This is a genomic window from Anaerovirgula multivorans (genome assembly GCF_900188145.1).
GTDB lineage: Bacteria > Bacillota > Clostridia > Peptostreptococcales > Natronincolaceae > Anaerovirgula > Anaerovirgula multivorans.
The window spans coordinates 89,431-111,257 of the sequence record NZ_FZOJ01000013.1 but is presented as its reverse complement, the minus strand read 5'-3'; the positions used below and the strand labels follow the sequence as shown (position 1 = coordinate 111,257).

Here is a 21,827-nt window from a genome sequence, read left to right as displayed (position 1 = left end):
AGGATAAACCCATATAAGTTTAAAAATAAAAACACATAGGAAAGAAATATAATTACAAAAAAATAAAAAAATATTGTAATATAATTTCAAATGCATTATAATTAAATTACAGAAAATTTATAAAACATATGATTTTTACGGAAAAAAAGAAGTAACTTATAAGAATTGGGGGATACTGATGCAGATCAATTTAAACGGAATGACAACAGAGGAAAGAAATGAAAATAGTAAAAATATCGACAGTATGTCTACTTTAGAAATGATGCAGATTATTAACAATGAGGACAGACAAGTTGCATTGGCTGTTGAAGAAGAACTTATTAACATAGCGACAGCAGTAGACCTTATAGCAGAGCAGTTGCAAAAAGGGGGTAGATTGATATATATTGGGGCAGGTACTAGTGGAAGAATTGGTATATTGGATGCTTCTGAATGCCCTCCTACCTACGGAACAGACCCTTCCCTGGTACAAGGATTAATCGCTGGAGGTACGGAGGCAATCTTCAAAGCAATAGAAGGTGTTGAAGATAACGAAGATGAAGGAAGATTAGACCTTGAAAGAATTAGCTTCAATCATAAGGATGTTTTGGTAGGTATAGCAGCCAGTGGACGAACACCTTATGTAATCGGAGCAATGAAGTATGCAAATACTCTTAGGGCTCAAACAATTTCTGTCACATGCAACATTGGAAGTGACATGTCAAAGCTTGCAACTATCGCTATCAATCCAATTGTTGGGCCAGAGGTGGTTACTGGTTCTACCAGAATGAAGGCAGGAACTGCACAAAAGATGGTTCTAAATATGCTTTCAACAGGAGCCATGATTAAGCTAGGAAAGGTTTATGAAAATTTGATGGTGGATGTGGAGGCAACCAATCTAAAGCTAATTGAGCGATGCAAACGAATTGTGATGGAAGCTACGGGAGTATCTAGAGAGACGACAGAAAAATACTTGAAAGAAACTGATTACGATGTTAAGCTTGCAATCTTCTTGATTTTATCAAAGATACCGCTTATAGAGGAAGCAAGAGAAATACTAGAAAAGAATCATGGCTATGTAAGAAAAGCACTGGAGTCTGTAAGAAAGTCTTCTTTTGGAAGCTTTAAAGGATAACTTTGTTGAAACCAATTACGGAAATTATAGCTTATCTATAATTATGAAAGGTATATAATTTCCTATTGATTATAAAAAAAGGGGTGTTTTTTATGGCTAATGTGTCTATAGCTAATAAAGAATTAGCTAGCAAAATTGTTGAATTAGTAGGTGGCAAAGGTAATATCATAACCGCTGCTAATTGTATGACGAGGGTGCGAATCCAAGTAAAAGACCAGTCGAAAGTGAACATCAAAGAATTAAAAGAAGTAGAGGGTGTATTGGGAGTAGTTGAAGCAGAGACACTTCAAGTTGTAGTGGGTCCAGGGAAAGCCAAAAAGGTGGCAGACCTTCTTGCGGATGAATTTGGAATAACTCAAGCTTCGACGGTAACTGAAGATTGGCAAAGCAATAAAGCGGCTATTAAAAAGAACCAAAAACAGAACAAATTAAAAACAGCGTTAGAAGCAATTGCAGGTATATTTATACCTCTTATTCCAGCAATTATTGCTGCGGGTATATTTAATGGATTTAGCAGTTTAATTGGTACAATGATGCAGCAGGGGGCGTTACCAGAAGGTAGCCAAATGTGGGAAGTAATCCGGCTTGTTTTTGCACTTATCGGTACCAGTTTCTTAGGTTATTTTGCTATATTTACCGGGGTAAATGCTGCTAAAAGATTTGGTGCTACTGAAGCACTTGGAGGGATGGTAGGAGCCATGTCAATTGCGGCTCAAATTGTAAATATCGCTCAACTCTTCGGGCTGTACGACGCTGAAGTACCATTGAATTCTATTTTAACAACAGGTAAAGGCGGCATTATAGGTGTTATTATCGGTGTATATCTTCTGGCAAAGATTGAAAGAGCTGTTAGAAGAAGGGTTCCTGATGTACTGGACTTAATTATTACTCCTATTGTTGCTCTTCTTGTTACGGCAGTGATTTTTGTATTTATTATCATGCCGGTATCAGGTGTAGTATCCGATTGGCTAGTAAAGGGATTGAGTGTAATCATTGGTTCAGATAATACTATTATTAGTATCATTTCAGGATATATATTATCAGCTGTATTTCTGCCAATGGTATTGTTAGGGTTACATCATGGTCTAATACCAATTTATGCCATACAATTGGAGACCTTTGGGGGAGTATCTTTATTTCCCGTGTTGGCGATGGCAGGTGCTGGTCAAGTAGGAGCTGCAATTGCCATCTATATGATTAGTAAAAAAGTTAACAATCATAGAATGAAACAAGTCATTGCTGGAGCGCTGCCGGCAGGCATTCTAGGGATAGGGGAGCCACTAATTTATGGTGTTACTTTGCCTTTAGGAAAACCTTTTATTACTGCAGGATTAGGTGCGGGCTTTGGGGGCGCTTATGTTATGGCTACTAAGGTTATGGCGACAGCCTGGGGACCTTCTGGTCTGGTAGCAGTACCTCTTATGCAGCCAAGTTCAATGATACATTATATAATTGGTATACTCATATCCTATACTGGTGGTTTTATTATTACTCGGTTGTTTATTAAAGATACTGATGTAGCAAATGTTTAAAAGGAATATCTTTAAAAAGCATCTTGGAAATCTAGAAGTATAGAGGAACAATGGAGAGGAGAAGGATATAAATGCTCGGAATTTCAGTTTATACAGGTATGGATTATAATCTGGAGGACAACTTAAACTACTTGGAAATGGCCCATAGACATGGTATAAATACTGTGTTTACCTCTCTACACATCCCAGAAGCTAATGAAAAGGTTTATTTAGAAGCAAAAGAAATTCTGCGAAAAACCAGAGAACTAGATATGCAAGTTATCGCAGATGTTTCAAAAGGTTTTATGGATAAAGTCAACCTTAAAGCATATAACATCTATGCTTTAAGGTTGGACTTTGGCTTTACCATAGAAGAAGTAGCCGCCTTTACAAGAAATTATCCCTTTAAAATTCAAATAAACGGCAGTACCATAGACAAAGGCTATCTGCAAAAACTAGTAGAAGCAGGGGCTTTGATGGAAAAGATGGAGGTTGGTCATAATTATTATCCTAGACGGGACACGGGTATAGCCTATGATTTGCTTATGGAGAGAAATCAGGCTTTCAAGGAGTATGGTTTGAAGATTATGGCCTTTATACCTTCAAGGGGAGGAAAAAGAGGACCCATTTATGAAGGCCTACCTACACTGGAATGTCACAGAGACATCCATCCTATTGTAGCTGCCCAGCACTTATTAGCCTCTGATATAGATTTAATTGTTTTGGGAGATGCTTTTGCTCTAGAGAAGGAAATAGAGGATTTAAGTAAAATTAAAAGGAAGATTTATACCCTTCCTTTAAAAATAGCAAGTCTCAGTAAAGGAGAAAGACAGATTATTTCTAACATCCATACTAATCGCATGGATCCAGGAGAATTTGTTATTCGCTCTGAAGAAGCAAGAGGCAAAAAAACTCTTCCTATTATAAAAAAGAATACCATTGAAAGGAAAAAATATTCTTTGACCATAGATAATGAAGGATATTTGAGATATGAAGGTGAATTACAAATAGTAAAAAAGGATTTTAAGGCTGACGACAGGGTCAATGTAGTAGGTGATGTCTCTGAGGCTGCTCTGCTGATTGACAGGATAAGACCTGGAGATGCTTTCAAATTTATATTGGAGGAATAAAAGCAAAATAGGAGGAGAGCTGGTTGAGTTGTATTTTAAAAATAAGAGAAGTTTATCAAGAGTTTACACCGACAGAAAAAAAAATAGCTAATTATGTTATGGAAAATGGAGACGAAATTGTTAGTTTGTCAGCAGCGGAACTAGGGGAACAAGTGGGAACTAGTGCGCCAAGTGTAGTTCGATTTGCTAGAAAACTGGGCTACACTGGTTTCCAAGAGATGAAATTAGGGTTAGCAAAGGATGCTGTTTTACAAGATAGACAGCAGGATAAGGTATACGAGGCTGTTAGCATCCATGACTCTACTAAAGAAATCATCTATAAAATTGGACAGGAGAACATGAATGCAATTGAAGAAACCAGTAGTCTATTAGATGAAGATGCAGTAACAGAGGCTATTGATGCTATGACAAAAGCTAGGCATATTAATATTTATGGTGTTGCTGCTTCTGGATTGGTGGGACTTGATTTTCAGTATAAGCTAATGCGTATTAATAAGAGATCCAGTATGTATATGGATAGTCATACCCAGCTAGCTTCTGCCATTCATATGGGCAAAGAAGATGTAGCAGTTGGAATCTCTCACAGTGGGAGAACGTTGGAGATATTTAAAGCAATGGGGACAGCTAAAAAGCGAGGTGCTACCACCATATCTATTACAAAGTACGGTAAAAATCCATTAAGTGATTTGGCGGATATCAATCTATTTACAGCTAGTGTAGAAAAAAATTTGCGTACTGGTGCTATTGCCTCAAGGATTGCACAATTAACCATCATTGATATTCTATTTGTTGGAATAGCCAGAAACAATTTTAATGAAATATCTAAATATATTCAAGATACAAGGGAGATTGTAGAAGATTTTAAAGTGTGATGAAGATAAATAAGGGGTGACAACAACCAATGAGAATATATATAGAAGAGAATTACGAAACGATGAGTAAGAAAGCAGCTTTGATGGTCGCTAGTCAGATAATATTAAATCCTAAAAGTGTTTTAGGCTTAGCTACAGGCAGCACGCCTGTTGGAATGTATCATGAATTGGTGGCAATGTTTAAAAGAGGAGAAGTTGATTTCTCAGAGGTTATTACCTTTAATCTTGATGAATATTATGGGCTACCAAAAGAACATGAAAGCAGCTACTATAGATATATGATGGATAATTTCTTTTCTTATGTTAATGTACCAGAGCATCACATGCACATCCCAAATGGAATGGGAGAAAATGTGGTGAAGGAATGTTTGGAATATGAAGAAAAGATACGGATTGCAGGAGGTATTGATCTGCAAATATTGGGAATCGGAAGCAATGGGCATATCGGGTTTAATGAGCCTGCAGATAAGCTGAATGTAACTACACATTTGGTGAGATTAACAGAAAAGACAATTAATGATAATAGCCGTTTTTTTGAAAGGGAAGAAGATGTTCCAAAAGAAGCCTTATCAGTGGGCATAGCCACTATTATGAAGGCAAAGAAGATAGTATTATTAGCCAGCGGCAGAAATAAGGCAGAAGCTATAAGGGAAATGACCAGTGGATATGTAAATACTCAGGTGCCAGCTTCGATTCTTCAAACTCATTCAGAGATTACATTAATCGTGGATAAAGAAGCAGGAGCGCTGATAGAAGCCATATAGTTATTTAATAAAGGTAAGGATGATAAAGATGAAGGCGCTAATTAATGGAAAAATTCTCTTAAAGGATGGTATATGGGAGGATAAAGGTTTATTGATAGATGAGAAAATTAGAGGAATTTGTGATAAAAAAGATCTTTACAAAGAAAATGCAGAAGAAATTATTGATGTAAAGGGCTGCTATATTTCTCCAGGATTTATAGATATCCATATTCATGGTTCCGGCGGCAGTGATACGATGGATGGAACGGTAGAAGCTCTAAAAATGATAAGTAATACTATTTTGGTCAATGGAACTACTGGATTTTTACCTACTACCATGACGATGGATATGCCAGTTATCCATAAGGCTTTAGAAGCCGTTAAAAAAGCTACGACAATGGAATGGTCAGGAGCTAAGATATTAGGGGTTCATATGGAGGGCCCCTTTATTAATAAAAAATTTAAAGGTGCTCAAAGGGAAGACTATATCATTAAGCCAAATTATGAATTTATTAAAGATTACGTGGATATCATTAAGATTATTACAATGGCCCCTGAGATAGAAGGGAGCAGAGCTTTTATTGAATCTGTCAAAAAGAGGTCGAATGCTGTGCTATCTATTGGGCATAGTAATGCTACTTATGAGGAGGCGATGGAAGCTATAGAAGCCGGTATTTCCCATAGCACGCACCTTTTTAATGCCATGACACCCTTACAACATAGGAATCCAGGGGTTGTTGGAGCCGTTTTCAATAGCAATATCACTTGTGAACTTATTGCTGACAAAATTCATGTTCATCCAGAACTTTTCAAATTCATTTTAAAGGTAAAAGGGCAGGATAGATTGGCTTTGATTACTGATGCTATGCGAGCAGGTTGTATGAAGGAGGGAATGTATGAGCTGGGAGGACAGCCGGTATTAGTAAAGGAAGGAAAAGCTCAACTAGAGGATGGAAGCCTAGCAGGAAGTATTCTAACCTTGAATCAAGCCGTCAAGAATTTTGTGGAGATTACAAAAGCTCCCTTATACGAAGTAATAAACTTAGTTTCCCTTAATCCTGCGAGGATCATTGGCATAGAAGGGGAAAAAGGTAGTATCGAGGTTGGAAAAGATGCAGATATTATTGTTTTTGATGAAAATATTGAAATGAAGATGGTATTTGTTGAAGGATGCAGACGATTAGGAGACAAATAATAGAAAAGTTAGATGGACGAGAAGAATGGGTTATAAAGGTAACAATATAGGAAATAGAAAGCAGAGGAAATAAAAAATATATGTTGAATACAGTATCTTATAATGAATAATATCCTAGTGCTATGGTTTAAAAGAGAGCCTGCGGAGGTACTAAATGTAGTAAAGTATTATATTGAACACAGCAAAACCGTCTAAATTAAAAATTAAGGTGGTTTTGCTATGTTTTAAGGGAGAAAAGCTATTAGAGATAAATAAATTCAAAGTTTTCTTCCTGTTGAAATGCCTTTTCAAACAGTTGAAATCTCTGGTGATCCCATGAAGTATCAAATACACCTAAGATTGTTATATTGGTGTTTTGACATTTTCTTGATAGAAAAGAAAGGAAGTCAAAGATTTTCTCATCATAAAAATGAAGATGATGTATATTGATAATAATCCTATCTAAACTAATACGCTGTAACATACTACATAGCTGTTGAAAGAGAAAGTATTCATTGGAAGAATTAATTTCTTTAAAGTTATCCAATTCTAGCAATGTTTCTTTGAGATAAGAGCTATCATCTTGATTTTTCAATAGTTTAATGTATTCTTCTATGATTTCATAGATTCCTTCATAAAGAATTCGCTTACCAGGAAGCTTACCAATCTCAATCGTGACTTCTCTATGATTTAATGTAACTTCTTTAAGTTTTTTCTGAGATTCTCCTAATTTTGATTTTGAAGAAACCATTAGAAACTTCATATGAATACCTGCCTTTTCATATGGAACCAACTGATTATATACATTTTTTGTCATCATCGTTGGCAAAGTTACAGGAATTTTTAATTCTCTTCCGGTAGATATTGACTTAAATAATGTTTGAGTCTCCTTCATAGGACTAATATTCAACTCTTCTCGAAGGGTTTTCTTCAACTGTTGATAAACTTCGATAGCGGCAATCCTATGGCCTGATAATGCATAAAGCTTTATTAAACGGTAATACAATTCTTCATGTAAAGGATCAATTTTAATGAGTTTCTTTAAGGGGAGAATAGCTTGATTATATTGCCTTAAATTAACATACTCTTCTGATAATTTAAATTGTACTTGGAAATAGAGCCTTTGTAAATCTTCCCTTTCATAAAAAACCCAATCATTGAAGATAGGAGCATCTTGAATATAAAAATCTTCTAAAAAGCCTCCTCGATAGAGCTCAGCAGCTTTTTTTAATAGTATAATTCTATCTGTTTCGCTGCTTTTATGGGTATTTGCTTTCTTAATAAAATCTTTAAATTGAAATACATCTAAACCACATATATGTTCTTCAGAAAATTTAATTGTACTTTTATTAGGACTAAGAATATATTGATTTTTCTTCCCATTAGAATCTAAATTTTTTCTAATGATCCATAGAATATATCTTAAATTACTGCTGGCAGAGTTTTTATCAGATTTTTCCCAAAACATTCCTGCTACATGCTCTCGGTAGTGGAACTTGGGGGAACTCATCATAAGATAACATAATACACCACAGGCTTTTTCAGATAGAGAGGTAGTAATGGATTTTTCATCGATAGAAAAATCCAACTGTCCCATAAATTTTGCGTTTAGCATCATACTATTTCACCCAAATCTTTTTCAAATAATATTTGACCTTTCTTTATTGTACACATTACTTTTATATCCTTAATACAAGTAGGTTCTATAGTAAGAGGATTGTGATCTAGAATTACAATATCAGCTAGTTTGTTTTTTTCAATTGTTCCTTTTGTATCCTCTTCAAATATACCTATAGCAGCATTAACCGTAAACATTTTGAGGGCTTCATAGGGGGAAATTCTATAATTATGATTGGGATGATTTACAGCTGCATGAATACCTAATATAGGGTCTACTGGCATGACATCACCATCTGAACCACCAGCAATAAGGATACCAGCATCTACTATTTTTTTAAAAGGATTTGTTTGCCGTGAACGTTCTTTTCCTAATCGAATTTCATACATACCATGGGGTTCTCTAAAAAAATATTCATAGGTAGGCTGCATGGATAATATAACGCCTAAGTCCTTTGCTCTTTTTATTTGGTGGGCAGTGGGCAATTCAAAGTGCTCTATTCGATGGCGATGGTTAACTTTAGGATGTTGACCCAAAACCCTTTCGTAAGCATTTAAAAGATACTCGATAGCTCTTCCGCCAACAGCATGAATTGCAATTTGTAGATCCTTCCGATGGGCATGGAGTATAAATTCATCTATTTCTTCTTGAGAGAAATATAAGACACCTCTATTTCCAGGTGAATCACTATAAGGTTCAAATAGAGCAGCATTTCTAGAACGAAAGGACCCATCAAGAAAAATATCTCCGCCTATTCTTGGAAGCTGGTGAGAGAGAACTTTTTCCACATCAGTGGTTTGGTAGAAAATAGCAATATCTATAGGCAGTTTATCTTTTTCATTCAATATAAAGTCTGCATGTCTATCATGAAACAAAGATCCACCCTCCATTGCAACCAGAGAAGTAACACCTTTTTTTATGATCTTTTCTATCGTAGTTTTAAGGCCTTGAACCTGAGCTTCATTAGAGATCATTTCAAACATTTTTTTTCTAGCTATAAAACTAGCATGATGGTATATCCTTCCGGTAGAGAATCCTTTGCTATCTTTCTCAATACTATTAATAGTAAAAGGGAGATTCATTTTATGCAGTGCATAAGAATTAACTGTTACTGTGTGGAATTCAATACTACTGATAAAAACAGGTTGATCTGGTGCAACTTTATCTAAATCGTTTTTCGTAGGAAGTATTCTTTCCTTTAGCTGAAACTCATCCAGCCTTATGCCCCAAATAATACTTTTAGGTGGCAATTGTTTTCTCTTTGCTTCAATCAAATCCAATACATCCTGAATCGAAGAAGCCTTTTCAAAATTAATAGCTAATTCGTTTATGCTAGTGGGCATAAGGTGCATATGAGAATCAAAAAATCCAGGAACGACTGTTTTTCCCTTCAGATCTATAGTTAAGGTATTATCTCCAATGTATTTTTTGATATCTTCATTACTGCCAACATCTAGAATCAACCCATCTTTTATTGCTATAGATTTATGTATGGATTCATCTTTATTCATTTGTATAATAATGCCATTATATAAAACAAGATCTACATTCAAGATATGACCTCCATTAAATTTTTTAAAACTATTCTTTAGGCTTTATTGCTCTAAAGCCGGAGCCAATATGTACACTACATATATTCTTCAAAAAAAAGAGCAGACCTTTTTCTTTGCAACAATTTAATAAAAAAACATGAGTACAACGGAAGATAAACGGAAATAAAACGATGGGCAAACTTACTACAAACAGTAATGAAATATAATTAATAATAAAAGGTTTCAGAAAATTAAAAAAATTTAAGAGGTGATGCAATATGAAGAAATCAGATAGTAGTAATCTGGCAACAAGAATTGAAAAAATATTTATGGAGCTGTTAGCAATTAAAAGTCATACAGGAACAACTGGGGAAAGGGATATTGAAGCATATCTGTACCAAGAGCTTAGAAAATCAGACTATTTTCGTGCAAATCCAGAAAAATTAGGAATGTACCCACTAAAAAGAGATTCTCTTAAAAGGTCAATTATTTGGGGTTTAGTAAAAGGAAAAGGGAAAAAAACCATTGTTCTTTTACATCATCACGATGTTGTAGATACCTTTGATTATGGCATCCTTAAGGATCATGCTTATAACCCCATTAAACTGGCAAATAAATTGAAACATATTGAAATAGCTGATGAAGTAAAAAAAGATCTGGAAGCCGGAGAATGGGTTTTTGCAAGAGGAGCAGCTGATATGAAAGCGGGAGCAGCTATTCAGATAGCTTTAGTAGAGGAATATGCAAAGCAACAGGGGCTAGAAGGAAATATCTTGATTGTATCTGTTCCAGATGAAGAATCTTTATCTACAGGGATGAGAGAAGGCGTAAAACTTCTGAAAGACATTAAGAAAAAATTCGATTTGGAATATGTTCTTTTAGTAAATTCAGAAGCGCATCAACGGGATGAAGAGGATAAAGGCATTTTTTATGAAGGTTCAGTTGGAAAGCTGATGCCTGTTATCTATGTAAGAGGAAAGAAAACCCATATAGGAGATATTTTCCACGGATTTAATCCTATAGTTTTGTTGTCTCAGATCGTGGCTAATACAGAATTAAATACAGCGTTTTCAGATGTAGAGGGAGATGAAGTGTCTCCACCTCCCTCTTGGAGTTTCTGCAGAGATACTAAGAAATGCTATGATGCTTCTATTCCAGAAGCATCAGGGGGATACTTCAGCATTCTAACACTTACCAGGACACCTAAGGAGATATTAGCACAGCTTCAAAAGGTTTGTGATGAATCCTTTGAAGAAGTCATTGATAAAATGAATGAAAATTACAGCAAGTTTCTTAGTAAAAGTAGGGAGTCAGTTAAGAAGCTACCTTGGAGCATAAATGTGAAAACTTTCTCTGAAATTTACGAGGAAGCAATCCAGTATTCAGGAGACGCATTTCTTAAAGATTTTGAAGATACTACTAATGAACTCATAGTGGAAATTCAAAAAAATAAGATCAATATTCCAGAAAGCAACTTTGTTCTAATTGAGAAAGTGTTGGAATATGTTGCAGATCGCAGACCTATAGTAGTAATTGCTATTTCTCCACCCTATTATCCGCATATTGCTAATAAGGATTTTAAAAAACTATCAAAAACTGTGAAAGAAATAGGCAAAAGAATTAATGATATTGCTCAAAAAGAATGGAAGGAAACCTACAATAAGAAAAATTATTTTATGGGAATTTCAGATATGAGTTATGTGGCATTACATCACAGTGATGAGGTGATTCCTTATATAGGACCTAACATGCCTTTATGGGAAAAGATGTATGATATTCCCTTCGAAGCTATGAGGGATCTATCCATTCCTGTTATTAATGTAGGTCCATGGGGTAAAGATTTACACAAATTTACTGAGAGAGTTCATATGAAAGATGTGTTAGAAAAGACTCCGGTGCTATTAGATACTGCTATTAAATGGGCTTTGTCGGAAACACAATTATCTGAACAATAGAATTTAAAAACCAATTTATAGAAAAGGAGTTGTATGGTATGCAAGAAGCAATTTTACATTTTATTAACACAGCTACAGGGATTTTGTGGGGACCGGCAATGCTAGTGCTGCTTGTAGGAGGTGGATTGTTTATATCCTTCAGGATCGAGTTCATTCAATTTAAGCACTTTGGATATATGTGGTCTCAGACAATAGGTTCTCTATTTACTAAAGATGGTAAGGAAGGCGACGGAACAATTACACCTTTTCAGGCAGTTACTGCTGAATTGGGATCTACCGCAGGAGCATCCAATATTGTTGGTGTACCGGTAGCTATCTTTTTCGGAGGACCCGGTGCAATATTTTGGATGTGGGTGACAGCACTAGTAGGTATGGCTTCAAAGTATGCTGAAGTCGTGTTAGGTGTAATGTATAGAGAAAAAAATGAAGTGGGAGAATATGTTGGCGGTCCCATGTATTATTTAAAGAATGGTTTGAAATCTCCTGCTTTAGGAACTGCTTATGCCTTCATATTCATGCTGACAATTGTTTCAGGGATTATGGTTCAAGCAAACTCAGCGGCAGGTTCTGCCAGTACCTTAGGAATTAGCCCTGTTGTTTCAGGAATGATTATAACAGTTTTAGTTGGACTGATTGTTGTTGGAGGTGTAAAAAGGGTCGGAAAAGTATCAGAAAAATTTGTTCCAGTGATGGCAAGTCTGTATTTATTGGGATGTATTATTATCATTATAAGCAATATTACTGTAATCCCGTCTGTAATAGGAATGATTTTTAGAGATGCCTTTACAGGACGTGCGGCTGTAGGTGGATTTACTGGCAGCACGATAGCAATGGCCTTACGCTGGGGAATGGCTAGGGGAGCGTACTCTAATGAAGCAGGAATGGGGAGTGCACCTATTGCTCATGCAGCAGCCCAAACAGATCATCCTGTTAGACAGGGATTATGGGGAATGTTTAGTGTATTTGTTGATACGATATTGATTTGTTCTATGACGGCATTTGTGATATTAAGCACAGGCATTTGGCAAGAGGCTGGGTTAGAAGCATCTGCAATGACAGCGGTAGCTTTTAGCAATTTTTATGGATCAATTGGTGGAGTTATTGTTAGTTTTTCAATATTATTATTCGTTGTGTCTACTATATTTGTTATTCTTTTTTATGGTGAAAAACTGGCAGAATATCTATTTGGATATCGTTTTTCAATATTAATGAGATGGGTTTATTTAGCAGCTTGCTTCATTGGTGCTGTTGGAGGTTTACAATTTGTATGGATGTTTTTAGATTTCCTATTTGGATTAGCAGTTATACCAAACATGATAGGAGTGCTAGGATTGTCAGGTGTTGTTGCTGCTAAAACAAAAGAATATTTTACATCCAAAGATTATTATCTAAAAGACATAAAAATGAAAGGACAGAGAAAAGGCAAAAATATGGTTTAGGTGTCATAAGAATTACCGTTCCTAACCGATGGAACTGGAAGAACTTATGTTATATAGAATAATCTTTCCTTTAGAGTCAAATCTCAATAGATTTGACTCTAAATATTTGTTCAAGCTCTCTTAAGCTTAAGCCAGTTAAAAACTAAATATTAAAATAATATTGCTAAAAAAAAGACTTTTTAGCTTTCTAGATAAAATGAGACTTAATTCAGAGGGAGTTTTTACTCCCACTGAATTGTAGCCGAATTTACTTCGAGGATGTAGTGCTTGATCTCCCGCTTTAAGTAGACAACCGAAAGTTTGGTTTCTAACTTTCGTGTTGGTCACTTAGTTTGTTTATCTATAAGCAGATAACCAAAATCTTTGATTTTGTGTTAGTCGCTTAGTTTGTTTATCTAGAAGAAGCGGGAGTCTTAGCAATACACCGAAGGATAAAATAGCAAATATAGATGTTTATAACTGGAACTATATATTAGAAAAAATTGGTTTACATAAATTGATTGAAATTCATAGAAAATCCACTGCATTTATCGTATTATTAAATGTAATACATAAAATACAAGGCATCTTAGGGGGCTTTACTATGAAGAACAGTAAGTGGCAAACCTTTCTGCATATTGGACAGTTTTTGCTTTTCTATATTACGATTTTTCACTTTTTCTCTTCAGATAAACAAATCTTCTTTATAGGACAATACATAATTTTCATAATACTATTTAAAATTTTATCTAAAAGAAGTGGATTTATTCTACTGATAGCCTATAACTTGCTAATAGCACTAGGTTATCTTTTTATTGGATTTATAGAGATGTGGGAAGCCCTTAGACAGCTTGAGGGAATCGTGAATCACCTTGTATTAATACTCAATATAGCAGTACTCTATGGATTTACCTACATAGCCAAATCGGTAGAAGAAGAGAATGTTGAATTGAAAGAAAGAGTAGAGGAGTTGACTCAATATATAGGTTCTTCAGAGATGTTAACGAAACAAGAATATAAGAGAAGAAGCAGTTTAATTAAGAAAGCTATGGAAAGACGGGGAGAGTTAGGGTATGAGATACAATTTTCAGTTAAAGAGAAAAACCTCCATGTACAAAAAGCAGTTTTTAATACCTTAACGAATTTAGCCCTGGCGACCTTTCGAAATCAATATGATCTAGTAGGAAAATGGAGTAAAGATTCTTTTGTAGTCTTGTTACAAAATACGGATGAAGCTGGAATGGAGATTGCCCTTAATCGTTACTATACAAGGATCAATGAGAAGTTAAATATTAAAGAAGAAGAATTAATAATGGACATCCAAGTAATAGGTAAGGATGAGAGGCAGGTGAATACTGCATGAAATATTTATTGTTGATTACCTCCTTAGTTTTTAGCACGGTGATTATCTATTATTGCGTATTAACAGTCTTTGGATTATACTATCGAATTAATAAGAAAAAAAGTCCCGTTTTACAACATTATCCCAGTGTAGATGTGCTCATTCCTGCTCATAATGAGGGAAAGGTTATTAAGAAAACTTTAGAGGCAATGGTAAAGTTGGAATACCCCGGAGAAAAAAGGGTTTATTTATTAAATGATAATTCACAGGATCAGACAGAAGAAATTGCAGAAACCTTTTGTAAAAAATTTAAAGATGTATATCATATTAAAGTTCCTCTAGGAGAGCCAAGGGGAAAGTCCAGGGTATTGAACTATGGGCTGCAAATCTCACAATCAAAATATTTTATCGTATATGATGCTGACAATCAACCAGAGCCTCAAGCGCTTAAGCTGCTGGTGGAAGCAGCAGAAGCTATACCCAATGCAGTAGGAGCTGTAGGCTATGTAAAAACCATTAACGAAAATAAAAACTGGCTAACTCGAATGATCTCACTAGAGTTTCAAATATTTCAATTGTTAATGCAATCGGGAAGATGGATTTTATTTAAGATGGGTTCTTTAACCGGCACAAATATGCTTCTTAAGCGTTCAATCATTGAGGAAGTGGGAGAATATGATGTTTACGCATTAGCAGAGGATGCTGAATTAACATTAAGGATTACAAGAGCAGGTGGATTGCTACCTATCATTCCAGAGGCTGTTACTTGGGAGCAGGAGCCACAACAGTTAAAGGTCTTGATAAAACAAAGAACCAGATGGCTACAGGGGAATCTTTACTTGCTAGAAAAAATGTTTACCTCTTTTGAATACTATAGGGGGAAAATGCTAGTACATACTTTACAACAGGTTTTGGTTTATGTTATTTTCTTAATTTTTCTATTAGTCTCTGATGGCTGGTTCATAGCAGGCATTTTGGGCTTTACCACAATTACATTGCCTATTCCTATGCTGTTAATTTGGTATGTTTCATACATCCTATATACATGCCAACTGTTTAGTGCTCAGGTGGCCGAAAAAACTATATCACCGCTGAATATGCTAATCGGGTTTATTATGTATTTCACTTATGCTCAGCTATTTATCATTCTCTTTATTAGAAGTCTATACTACTATTTAAAGGCCAGAAAAAAAAGAGAAACCATATCATGGGATAAGACGATACGTTTTTAATAGGAAAATTCTTTGTTAAGAGTTTTCTTTTTTTTAGACTACTTTTCTTATTTAATGCAAACGATAAATAGGTTCAATATTTAACAAAAAAATGCTAGTCAAAAGAAAGAAAGAAGTGTACAATATTTAGTGTAAACAACTAAAAATTCGATCATACACGAACTATATACTCTTGGATAAAGATGAATATTCGAAAATTCTATTATTAATAGGAGTTGATGGTAATGAAATATGACGTTATTATTGTAGGAGCTGGACCATCGGGTATTTTTACTGCCTTAGAGCTGGTGAGGGGAAATTCTCAGAAACGTATTTTGATTATTGAAAAGGGAAGACGCATTGATAAAAGACATTGCCCTAAAGAGGAAACTAGAAAATGTGTTAATTGCAAGCCCTATTGTCACATTACTACAGGTTTTTCAGGGGCTGGGGCCTTTTCTGATGGAAAGCTTTCCTTAAGCTATGAGGTTGGGGGGGACTTGCCAAATTTAATAGGCAGCAGTAAAGCCCAGGAATGTATTAACTATACAGATCAAATATACCTAGAATATGGGGCAGATACAAGAATAGAAGGTGTAGATTGTAGTGAAGAGGTTAAGCATATAAGAAGAAAAGCAATAGAAGCAGGACTTAAGCTGGTGGATTGTCCTATTAGGCATTTAGGCACAGAAAAGGCTCAAGAGATCTATTTGAAAATACAGGAGAGCCTTTTAGATGCAAATGTTGAAATTCACTTTGATACAGTAGTCAAGGATTTGGTTATAGAAGAAGGAATAGCTAAGGGCGTAATCACAGCAAATGCCAAAACAAAGGAAGAGGAAAAAATAATCCTAGGAGAGACAATCGTTGTGGCTTCTGGCAGGAAAGGTGCCGATTGGCTTCAGGAAATATGCTTAAAGCACGACATTGAGCATAATGCTGGAACGGTGGATATAGGTGTTCGGGTAGAAGTGAGAAATGAAATTATGGAAAAGGTAAATGAAGTACTTTATGAATCAAAGCTAATTGGTTATCCAGTTCCATTTAAAAATAAGGTGAGAACCTTTTGTCAAAACCCTGGAGGTTTTGTAAGTCAAGAAAACTATGATAACGATCTGGCGATTGTTAATGGACATTCCTACAAAGATAAAAAATCTGAAAACACCAACCTAGCCATATTGAGTTCTCATAATTTTTCACAGCCATTTAATCAACCGATTGAATATGGGAAAAAGGTAGCAGAACTAGTAAACATGCTGGGAAATGGTAAGATTTTGGTACAGAGATATGGAGATATTTTAGACGGAAAGCGAACTTGGCCTCGTGAACTAGATCAAACCAACGTAAAACCTACACTACCAGATGCAGTAGCTGGAGATTTAGGATCCGCCATTCCTTATAGACCATTATTAAATATCTTAAACTTTATTAAAGCAATGGACACGGTTGTACCAGGCTTTGCCAGCAGAGAAACTTTGTTGTATGGGCCTGAAATAAAGTTTTACAGCAACAAAATTACTTTAGATGAAAACTTTGAAACCAACATCAAAGGACTACACTGTTTAGGAGATTCTAGTGGATGGACAAGAGGACTAATGATGGCGTCTGTGATGGGGGTATTGATGGCACATAAGATTAAATGAGACTTAATTTAGAGGGAGTCAGAGCACTACACCGAAGGGGAAAGAATAAAAAAAGACACTTTTCAGGCTTAATTAAAAGCTTGAAAAGTGTTTGTTTTGTGAAAAACAAATTGGTTTGATATTTAAAAGGAGAAAAGAAACTAAATAATATTAAAATTGGTACATAAATATATTATATCAGAAATTTTCCAAGAATGGTAGCTTATTCTTATAAGCTTATCTATTATAATAATATAATTTTAAAAAATTGTCTATAGTCTACTATGCTGATTTTATGGATATTCACTTCGATGCTTTAATTTCAATACAAACACAAGCCTATAACAAAAGATGTTGTTCAAATAGAAAAAGCCTGCCACAATATATTGTGGCAGGCCTACCCTATTGAGATATTTATTCATTCTACGCTTACTTTACTTTTACAATCCATCCCTCAGGTGCTTCTACATCACCAAACTGAATGCCATAAAGGGTATTATAAAGCTTCTTCGTAACAGGTCCAACCTCTGCTTCGCTATAGAATACGTGTAGGTTATCTTTATATTCGATACCACCGATAGGTGTAATTACTGCAGCAGTTCCACAAGCCCCTGCTTCCTTAAACTCATCTAAGTTATTAACAAGTACATCTCTTTCTTCCACTTCCATACCTAAATATTCTTTTGCTAAGTACATTAGAGAATATTTTGTGATACTAGGAAGGATAGATGGTGACTTTGGTGTTATAAACTTATCATCCTTTGTAATACCAAAAAAGTTAGCAGCTCCAACTTCTTCTATTTTTGTATGGGTCATTGGATCAAGATAAATACAATCTGCAAAACCTTTTTTTACGGCCAGCTCATGAGGATAAAGGCTACCGGCATAATTGCCACCAACCTTCGCTGCACCTGTTCCATATGGTGCTGCTCTATCGTATTCAGAAATTGTAAAGTTTACAGGAGCCATTCCTCCTTTAAAATAAGGACCTACTGGTAAGCAGAAGACACAGAATATGTACTCTGGTGCAGGCTTAACACCAATATTGTCTCCAACACCTATTACAAAAGGTCTTAAATAAAGAGTGGCACCAGTTCCATATGGAGGTACATAAGCTTCATTTGCTTTAACAACCTGGATACAGGCATCAATAAACTTTTCTACTGAAACCTCGGGCATCATCACACGTCTACAGCTATCCTGCATACGCTTAGCATTTTCATCTGGCCTAAATAACTGAATAGCACTTTCGCTAGTGCGATAAGCCTTCAAACCTTCAAAACATTGTTGTCCATAGTGAAGGGCGGTTGACGATTCGCTAATAGTTAAGTGATTATCTTCTACTAATTCTCCTTCATCCCATTGACCATCCTTCCATTTAGAAACATAACGAAGGTCAGTCTTCATATAGCTAAAGCCAAGTTTACTCCAATCGATATTCACATTTTTACTCATGAAATCCCTCCATTTTTATAAAATATTTTGATTGATTTTGTTGTATAAGTAGTATATATATAATTATAACATATTACTACAAACCTTAAATAATATTATTGACAATCTTCATTTTAGAATAAAAAATTTTTAAAACAGTAACGCTTAAATTCTTATCAAGAAATAAAAATGTTATAATATAGAATAGTATGCTAAAATTATGAATTAAAGCAAAATCCCCAAAATATATAATTTGCTATTACTCATAAAAAAAGGAGTTTTGTTGAACCCTATTACGGTAACTAATAGATTAGTAATCTAATATACTAAGAAGTGTAGAGTATAGGATTTGTAAATATAATGAAACTTATATAAACTGAAGAGGAAATAAAATAAGATGAATCAAAGAGAAAAGATACTATGTCTAATATCATAATACATAAAATATGGAGTTGAAATTTATGAAAAAGTGTTCTATATGCAATAAAAATACAGCAGTTGTGTTTGCAACAAAATTTGAAAATGGAAAATCAGAAATGAAGGGCATCTGTATACCCTGCGCAAAAAAAATGGGCCTTCCAGTTATTGATCAGATTATGCAACAGACAGGCATGACAGAGGAGGAAATAGAAAGCTTAACAGAAGAGATGGATATTAATCCTGCTGAGGGAGAGGAAGAATTTAATCTAGACGGTTTGGAGAGTCAGCAATCATTAATGAGTTTATTTAATAATAAAGCAGAAGATAAAGAAGAAAATCTTCATCTCTTTGATGAAGAAAGGGATTCTTTTGCTGACACAAAAGAAGAAACTAGGAAGCAGGCAAAAAATAAAAAATCTAAAAGGAAGAAAAAACATTTAGATACCTATGGCAGCAATCTTACAGAAAGAGCTATAAACAAGGAAGTAGACAAAATTATTGGAAGACATAGGGAAATTGATAGGGTAATACAGATTTTAAATAGAAGAACAAAGAACAATCCAATCTTGATTGGTGAGCCAGGAGTTGGTAAAACAGCTATTGCAGAGGGCTTAGCTGTGAGAATTGTTGAAAAACAGGTGCCAGCAAAGCTTTTTGGTGCGGAGGTCTATCTATTAGATCTAACTGCTATCGTAGCAGGAACACAGTTTAGAGGTCAATTTGAAGGCCGTATGAAGTCAATTATTAAAGAGGCACAGGACTTGGGGAATATCATACTGGTTATTGATGAAGTCCACAATATTATGGGAGCTGGTGAAGTACATGGTGGTGTTATGAATGCTGCAAATATTCTAAAGCCCGCCCTTGCTAAGGGAGAAATACAAATCATAGGTGCTACTACCTTAGAAGAATATAGAAAGCATATTGAGAAGGACGCTGCTTTAGAAAGAAGATTTCAACCAGTGTTAATTGAAGAACCAACCCTTGAGGAAACGATAGAAATATTGAAGGGAATTAAAGAATATTATGAAACTTATCATAAGGTTACAATATCGGATGAAGTATTGGAAACAGCAGCGAAGCTATCTGAAAGGTATATTACTGACAGATACCTGCCAGATAAAGCTATCGACGTAATTGATGAAGCAGGTTCTAGAGCAAATCTAAAAAATCAAGGTTTAATTGAAGTGGAGGCTTTAAAAGAGGAATTAAATGTCCTACAAGAAAATAGAGAAGCCTTAGCTCGAGAAAATGACTTTGAAAAAGCTGCTCAATACAAAGTAGAAGAATGCATATTAATTGATAAAATAAAAGATATCGAAGAAGAATGCAGCAAAGTGTATATTACTGTTGAAGATATTGCAGCCGTTATTGAAGCTTGGACAAAAATCCCTGTACAAAAGATTACTGAGAAAGAAGCTCAAAGGCTATTACAATTAGAGGAAAAACTGCATGAAAGAATCATAGGACAAAATGAGGCTGTTAAAAGTCTTGCTAGAACGATACGCCGTAATCGTTCAGGATTTAAGAAAAAGAAAAAACCTTCTTCTTTTATTTTCGTTGGGCCAACAGGGGTAGGCAAAACAGAATTGGTTAAGGCTTTAGCATCAGAGCTTTTTGGAAATGAAGAAGCTATGATTCGAATGGACATGTCTGAGTATATGGAAAAACATACGGTTTCTAAACTCATCGGAGCTCCCCCGGGATATATTGGTTATGACCAAGGCGGGCAATTGACAGAAAAGGTTAGAAGAAGACCTTATTCAGTTATTTTACTAGATGAGATGGAAAAAGCACATCCGGATGTATTTAACCTCTTATTGCAAATTTTAGAGGATGGAAGACTAACCGATAATCAAGGTAGAACTGTTTTTTTCGAAAATACAGTGATCGTCATGACATCTAACATAGGAACTCAGTTGAAATCTAGCGGCATAGGTTTTGGTAAAAATGGATATGAAGCAATGGAATCAAAGGTAAGAGATGCTCTAAAGGAAACCTTTCGACCAGAGTTTTTAAATCGTATTGATGAGATTATTGTTTTTGATCGACTTAACCGGGAAGAACTATATGAAATTGTAGACTTAATGCTAAAGGAAGTTGTGGAGGAAGTTAAAGAAAAAGGTATGACACTAGAGATTAGTGATGAGGTGAAGGCCTTTATTTTAGAAAAAGGATATGACGAAAAGTATGGGGCGAGACCTTTAAGGAGAACTATTCAAAAGTATATTGAAGATGAGATTGCTGAGAATTATCTTCAAAATAAATTTCATGAAGGAGCGCATATAAAGGTAGAACTAATTAATAATAAGATTTTTCTTACACAGGAAAACATAAAGTACTAAATTTTTATAAAGGACTACCAGCCCTACAAACGGAATGGTAGTCCTTTATTTTTTAGTTTTTGAAACTATGAACTGGAGCAGGAATTTTTCCTCCACGGCTGATGTTATTAGAAAGTGATATACTATAAGTTTCATAGAAAAGGCACCATTAGCGCCAAGCTAACCCAGTATTTGGTATAATTTGCTTGTATTAATGTTTAAAAAAACAATTTCTTGATTCGTTTCAGTTTATTTAAGGTTCATGTTATTGATAAGTAGTGATATTCTAAACTCTAAATGAGTCAAGAATTTCAATTGTTTTTATTAAAATACAATGAAATTTTCCATTATTAGGTTAGCTTGGCGCATATGGAAAGGATACTATAAATATAAGACTTTATAAAATA

Annotated in this window: 15 protein-coding genes; 12 read left to right on the top strand and 3 right to left on the bottom strand. The window is 35.0% G+C overall.

The genetic code is table 11. The features are described 5' to 3' along the window. Positions 1-178: 178 nt before the first annotated feature. The 6 genes from murQ to nagA all read left to right on the top strand — a co-directional run bounded on the left by murQ (position 179) and on the right by nagA (position 6,565). A complete protein-coding gene (gene murQ / locus CHB72_RS14145; RefSeq protein WP_330397043.1) occupies positions 179-1,114 on the top strand; it encodes an N-acetylmuramic acid 6-phosphate etherase in 936 nt (311 codons plus the stop codon). Positions 1,115-1,206: 92 nt separating this feature from the next. Continuing rightward, entirely contained in the window at positions 1,207-2,646 is a 1,440-nt protein-coding gene (locus CHB72_RS14140; RefSeq protein WP_242975135.1) for a PTS transporter subunit EIIC, read from the top strand. Between the two features lie 71 nt (positions 2,647-2,717). Beyond that, positions 2,718-3,755, top strand: a complete 1,038-nt coding sequence (locus tag CHB72_RS14135) for a MupG family TIM beta-alpha barrel fold protein (RefSeq protein ID WP_089283536.1) — start codon at positions 2,718-2,720, stop codon at positions 3,753-3,755. Positions 3,756-3,778: 23 nt separating this feature from the next. Then, positions 3,779-4,627: a MurR/RpiR family transcriptional regulator gene (locus tag CHB72_RS14130; RefSeq protein ID WP_089283535.1), complete on the top strand. Its 849-nt coding sequence runs from the start codon at positions 3,779-3,781 to the stop codon at positions 4,625-4,627. A gap of 29 nt (positions 4,628-4,656) precedes the next feature. Continuing rightward, positions 4,657-5,391 carry a glucosamine-6-phosphate deaminase gene (gene nagB, locus CHB72_RS14125; protein WP_089283534.1) on the top strand — a complete coding sequence of 245 codons (735 nt, stop codon included), beginning with the start codon at positions 4,657-4,659 and terminating at the stop codon, positions 5,389-5,391. Between the two features lie 28 nt (positions 5,392-5,419). Continuing rightward, complete coding sequence (gene nagA / locus CHB72_RS14120) at positions 5,420-6,565, top strand: N-acetylglucosamine-6-phosphate deacetylase (protein ID WP_089283533.1); 1,146 nt, start codon at positions 5,420-5,422, stop codon at positions 6,563-6,565. Between the two features lie 241 nt (positions 6,566-6,806). Here the strand turns inward: nagA and CHB72_RS14115 are convergent, their stop codons facing one another. Continuing rightward, positions 6,807-8,162: an AfsR/SARP family transcriptional regulator gene (locus tag CHB72_RS14115; protein WP_089283532.1), complete on the bottom strand. Its 1,356-nt coding sequence runs from the start codon at positions 8,160-8,162 to the stop codon at positions 6,807-6,809. Then, complete coding sequence (locus tag CHB72_RS14110) at positions 8,159-9,715, bottom strand: amidohydrolase (RefSeq protein WP_089283531.1); 1,557 nt, start codon at positions 9,713-9,715, stop codon at positions 8,159-8,161. Before CHB72_RS14110 ends, CHB72_RS14115 begins: the two co-directional genes overlap by 4 nt. Before the next feature lie 257 nt (positions 9,716-9,972). Between CHB72_RS14110 and CHB72_RS14105 the strand changes: the two genes are divergently transcribed. The 5 genes from CHB72_RS14105 to CHB72_RS14085 all read left to right on the top strand — a co-directional run bounded on the left by CHB72_RS14105 (position 9,973) and on the right by CHB72_RS14085 (position 17,263). After that, complete coding sequence (locus tag CHB72_RS14105) at positions 9,973-11,649, top strand: M20/M25/M40 family metallo-hydrolase (RefSeq protein ID WP_089283530.1); 1,677 nt, start codon at positions 9,973-9,975, stop codon at positions 11,647-11,649. 38 nt (positions 11,650-11,687) lie between these two features. Next, on the top strand, positions 11,688-13,088 hold the full coding sequence (locus tag CHB72_RS14100; protein WP_089283529.1) for an alanine/glycine:cation symporter family protein: 1,401 nt from the start codon (positions 11,688-11,690) through the stop codon (positions 13,086-13,088). 583 nt (positions 13,089-13,671) lie between these two features. Next, a complete protein-coding gene (locus CHB72_RS14095; RefSeq protein WP_089283528.1) occupies positions 13,672-14,430 on the top strand; it encodes a hypothetical protein in 759 nt (252 codons plus the stop codon). Further along, entirely contained in the window at positions 14,427-15,641 is a 1,215-nt protein-coding gene (locus CHB72_RS14090; protein ID WP_089283527.1) for a glycosyltransferase family 2 protein, read from the top strand. Before CHB72_RS14095 ends, CHB72_RS14090 begins: the two co-directional genes overlap by 4 nt. A gap of 224 nt (positions 15,642-15,865) precedes the next feature. Further along, positions 15,866-17,263: an NAD(P)/FAD-dependent oxidoreductase gene (locus CHB72_RS14085; protein WP_089283526.1), complete on the top strand. Its 1,398-nt coding sequence runs from the start codon at positions 15,866-15,868 to the stop codon at positions 17,261-17,263. A 408-nt stretch (positions 17,264-17,671) separates the two neighbouring features. On the opposite strand, the gene CHB72_RS14080 is transcribed toward CHB72_RS14085, so the two are convergent. Continuing rightward, on the bottom strand, positions 17,672-18,697 hold the full coding sequence (locus CHB72_RS14080) for a branched-chain amino acid aminotransferase (protein WP_089283525.1): 1,026 nt from the start codon (positions 18,695-18,697) through the stop codon (positions 17,672-17,674). Between the two features lie 440 nt (positions 18,698-19,137). Here CHB72_RS14080 and CHB72_RS14075 point away from each other — a divergent pair, with 440 nt between their 5' ends. Further along, the gene (locus tag CHB72_RS14075) at positions 19,138-21,441 is read left to right on the top strand and encodes an ATP-dependent Clp protease ATP-binding subunit (protein ID WP_089283524.1); all 2,304 of its coding nucleotides are present in this window, start codon (positions 19,138-19,140) and stop codon (positions 21,439-21,441) included. Positions 21,442-21,827 lie beyond the last annotated feature (386 nt).

What these genes read in the sequence shown, in the direction of transcription:
- CHB72_RS14075 (WP_089283524.1), top strand. Translation starts at nt 19,138, where the DNA reads ATGAAAAAGTGTTCTATATGCAATAAAAATACAGCAGTTGTGTTTGCA.
- CHB72_RS14140 (WP_242975135.1), top strand. Translation starts at nt 1,207, where the DNA reads ATGGCTAATGTGTCTATAGCTAATAAAGAATTAGCTAGCAAAATTGTT.
- CHB72_RS14090 (WP_089283527.1), top strand. Translation starts at nt 14,427, where the DNA reads ATGAAATATTTATTGTTGATTACCTCCTTAGTTTTTAGCACGGTGATT.
- CHB72_RS14085 (WP_089283526.1), top strand. Translation starts at nt 15,866, where the DNA reads ATGAAATATGACGTTATTATTGTAGGAGCTGGACCATCGGGTATTTTT.
- CHB72_RS14100 (WP_089283529.1), top strand. Translation starts at nt 11,688, where the DNA reads ATGCAAGAAGCAATTTTACATTTTATTAACACAGCTACAGGGATTTTG.
- CHB72_RS14080 (WP_089283525.1), bottom strand. Translation starts at nt 18,697, where the DNA reads ATGAGTAAAAATGTGAATATCGATTGGAGTAAACTTGGCTTTAGCTAT.
- murQ (WP_330397043.1), top strand. Translation starts at nt 179, where the DNA reads ATGCAGATCAATTTAAACGGAATGACAACAGAGGAAAGAAATGAAAAT.
- nagA (WP_089283533.1), top strand. Translation starts at nt 5,420, where the DNA reads ATGAAGGCGCTAATTAATGGAAAAATTCTCTTAAAGGATGGTATATGG.
- CHB72_RS14105 (WP_089283530.1), top strand. Translation starts at nt 9,973, where the DNA reads ATGAAGAAATCAGATAGTAGTAATCTGGCAACAAGAATTGAAAAAATA.
- CHB72_RS14115 (WP_089283532.1), bottom strand. Translation starts at nt 8,162, where the DNA reads ATGATGCTAAACGCAAAATTTATGGGACAGTTGGATTTTTCTATCGAT.
- CHB72_RS14135 (WP_089283536.1), top strand. Translation starts at nt 2,718, where the DNA reads ATGCTCGGAATTTCAGTTTATACAGGTATGGATTATAATCTGGAGGAC.
- nagB (WP_089283534.1), top strand. Translation starts at nt 4,657, where the DNA reads ATGAGAATATATATAGAAGAGAATTACGAAACGATGAGTAAGAAAGCA.
- CHB72_RS14095 (WP_089283528.1), top strand. Translation starts at nt 13,672, where the DNA reads ATGAAGAACAGTAAGTGGCAAACCTTTCTGCATATTGGACAGTTTTTG.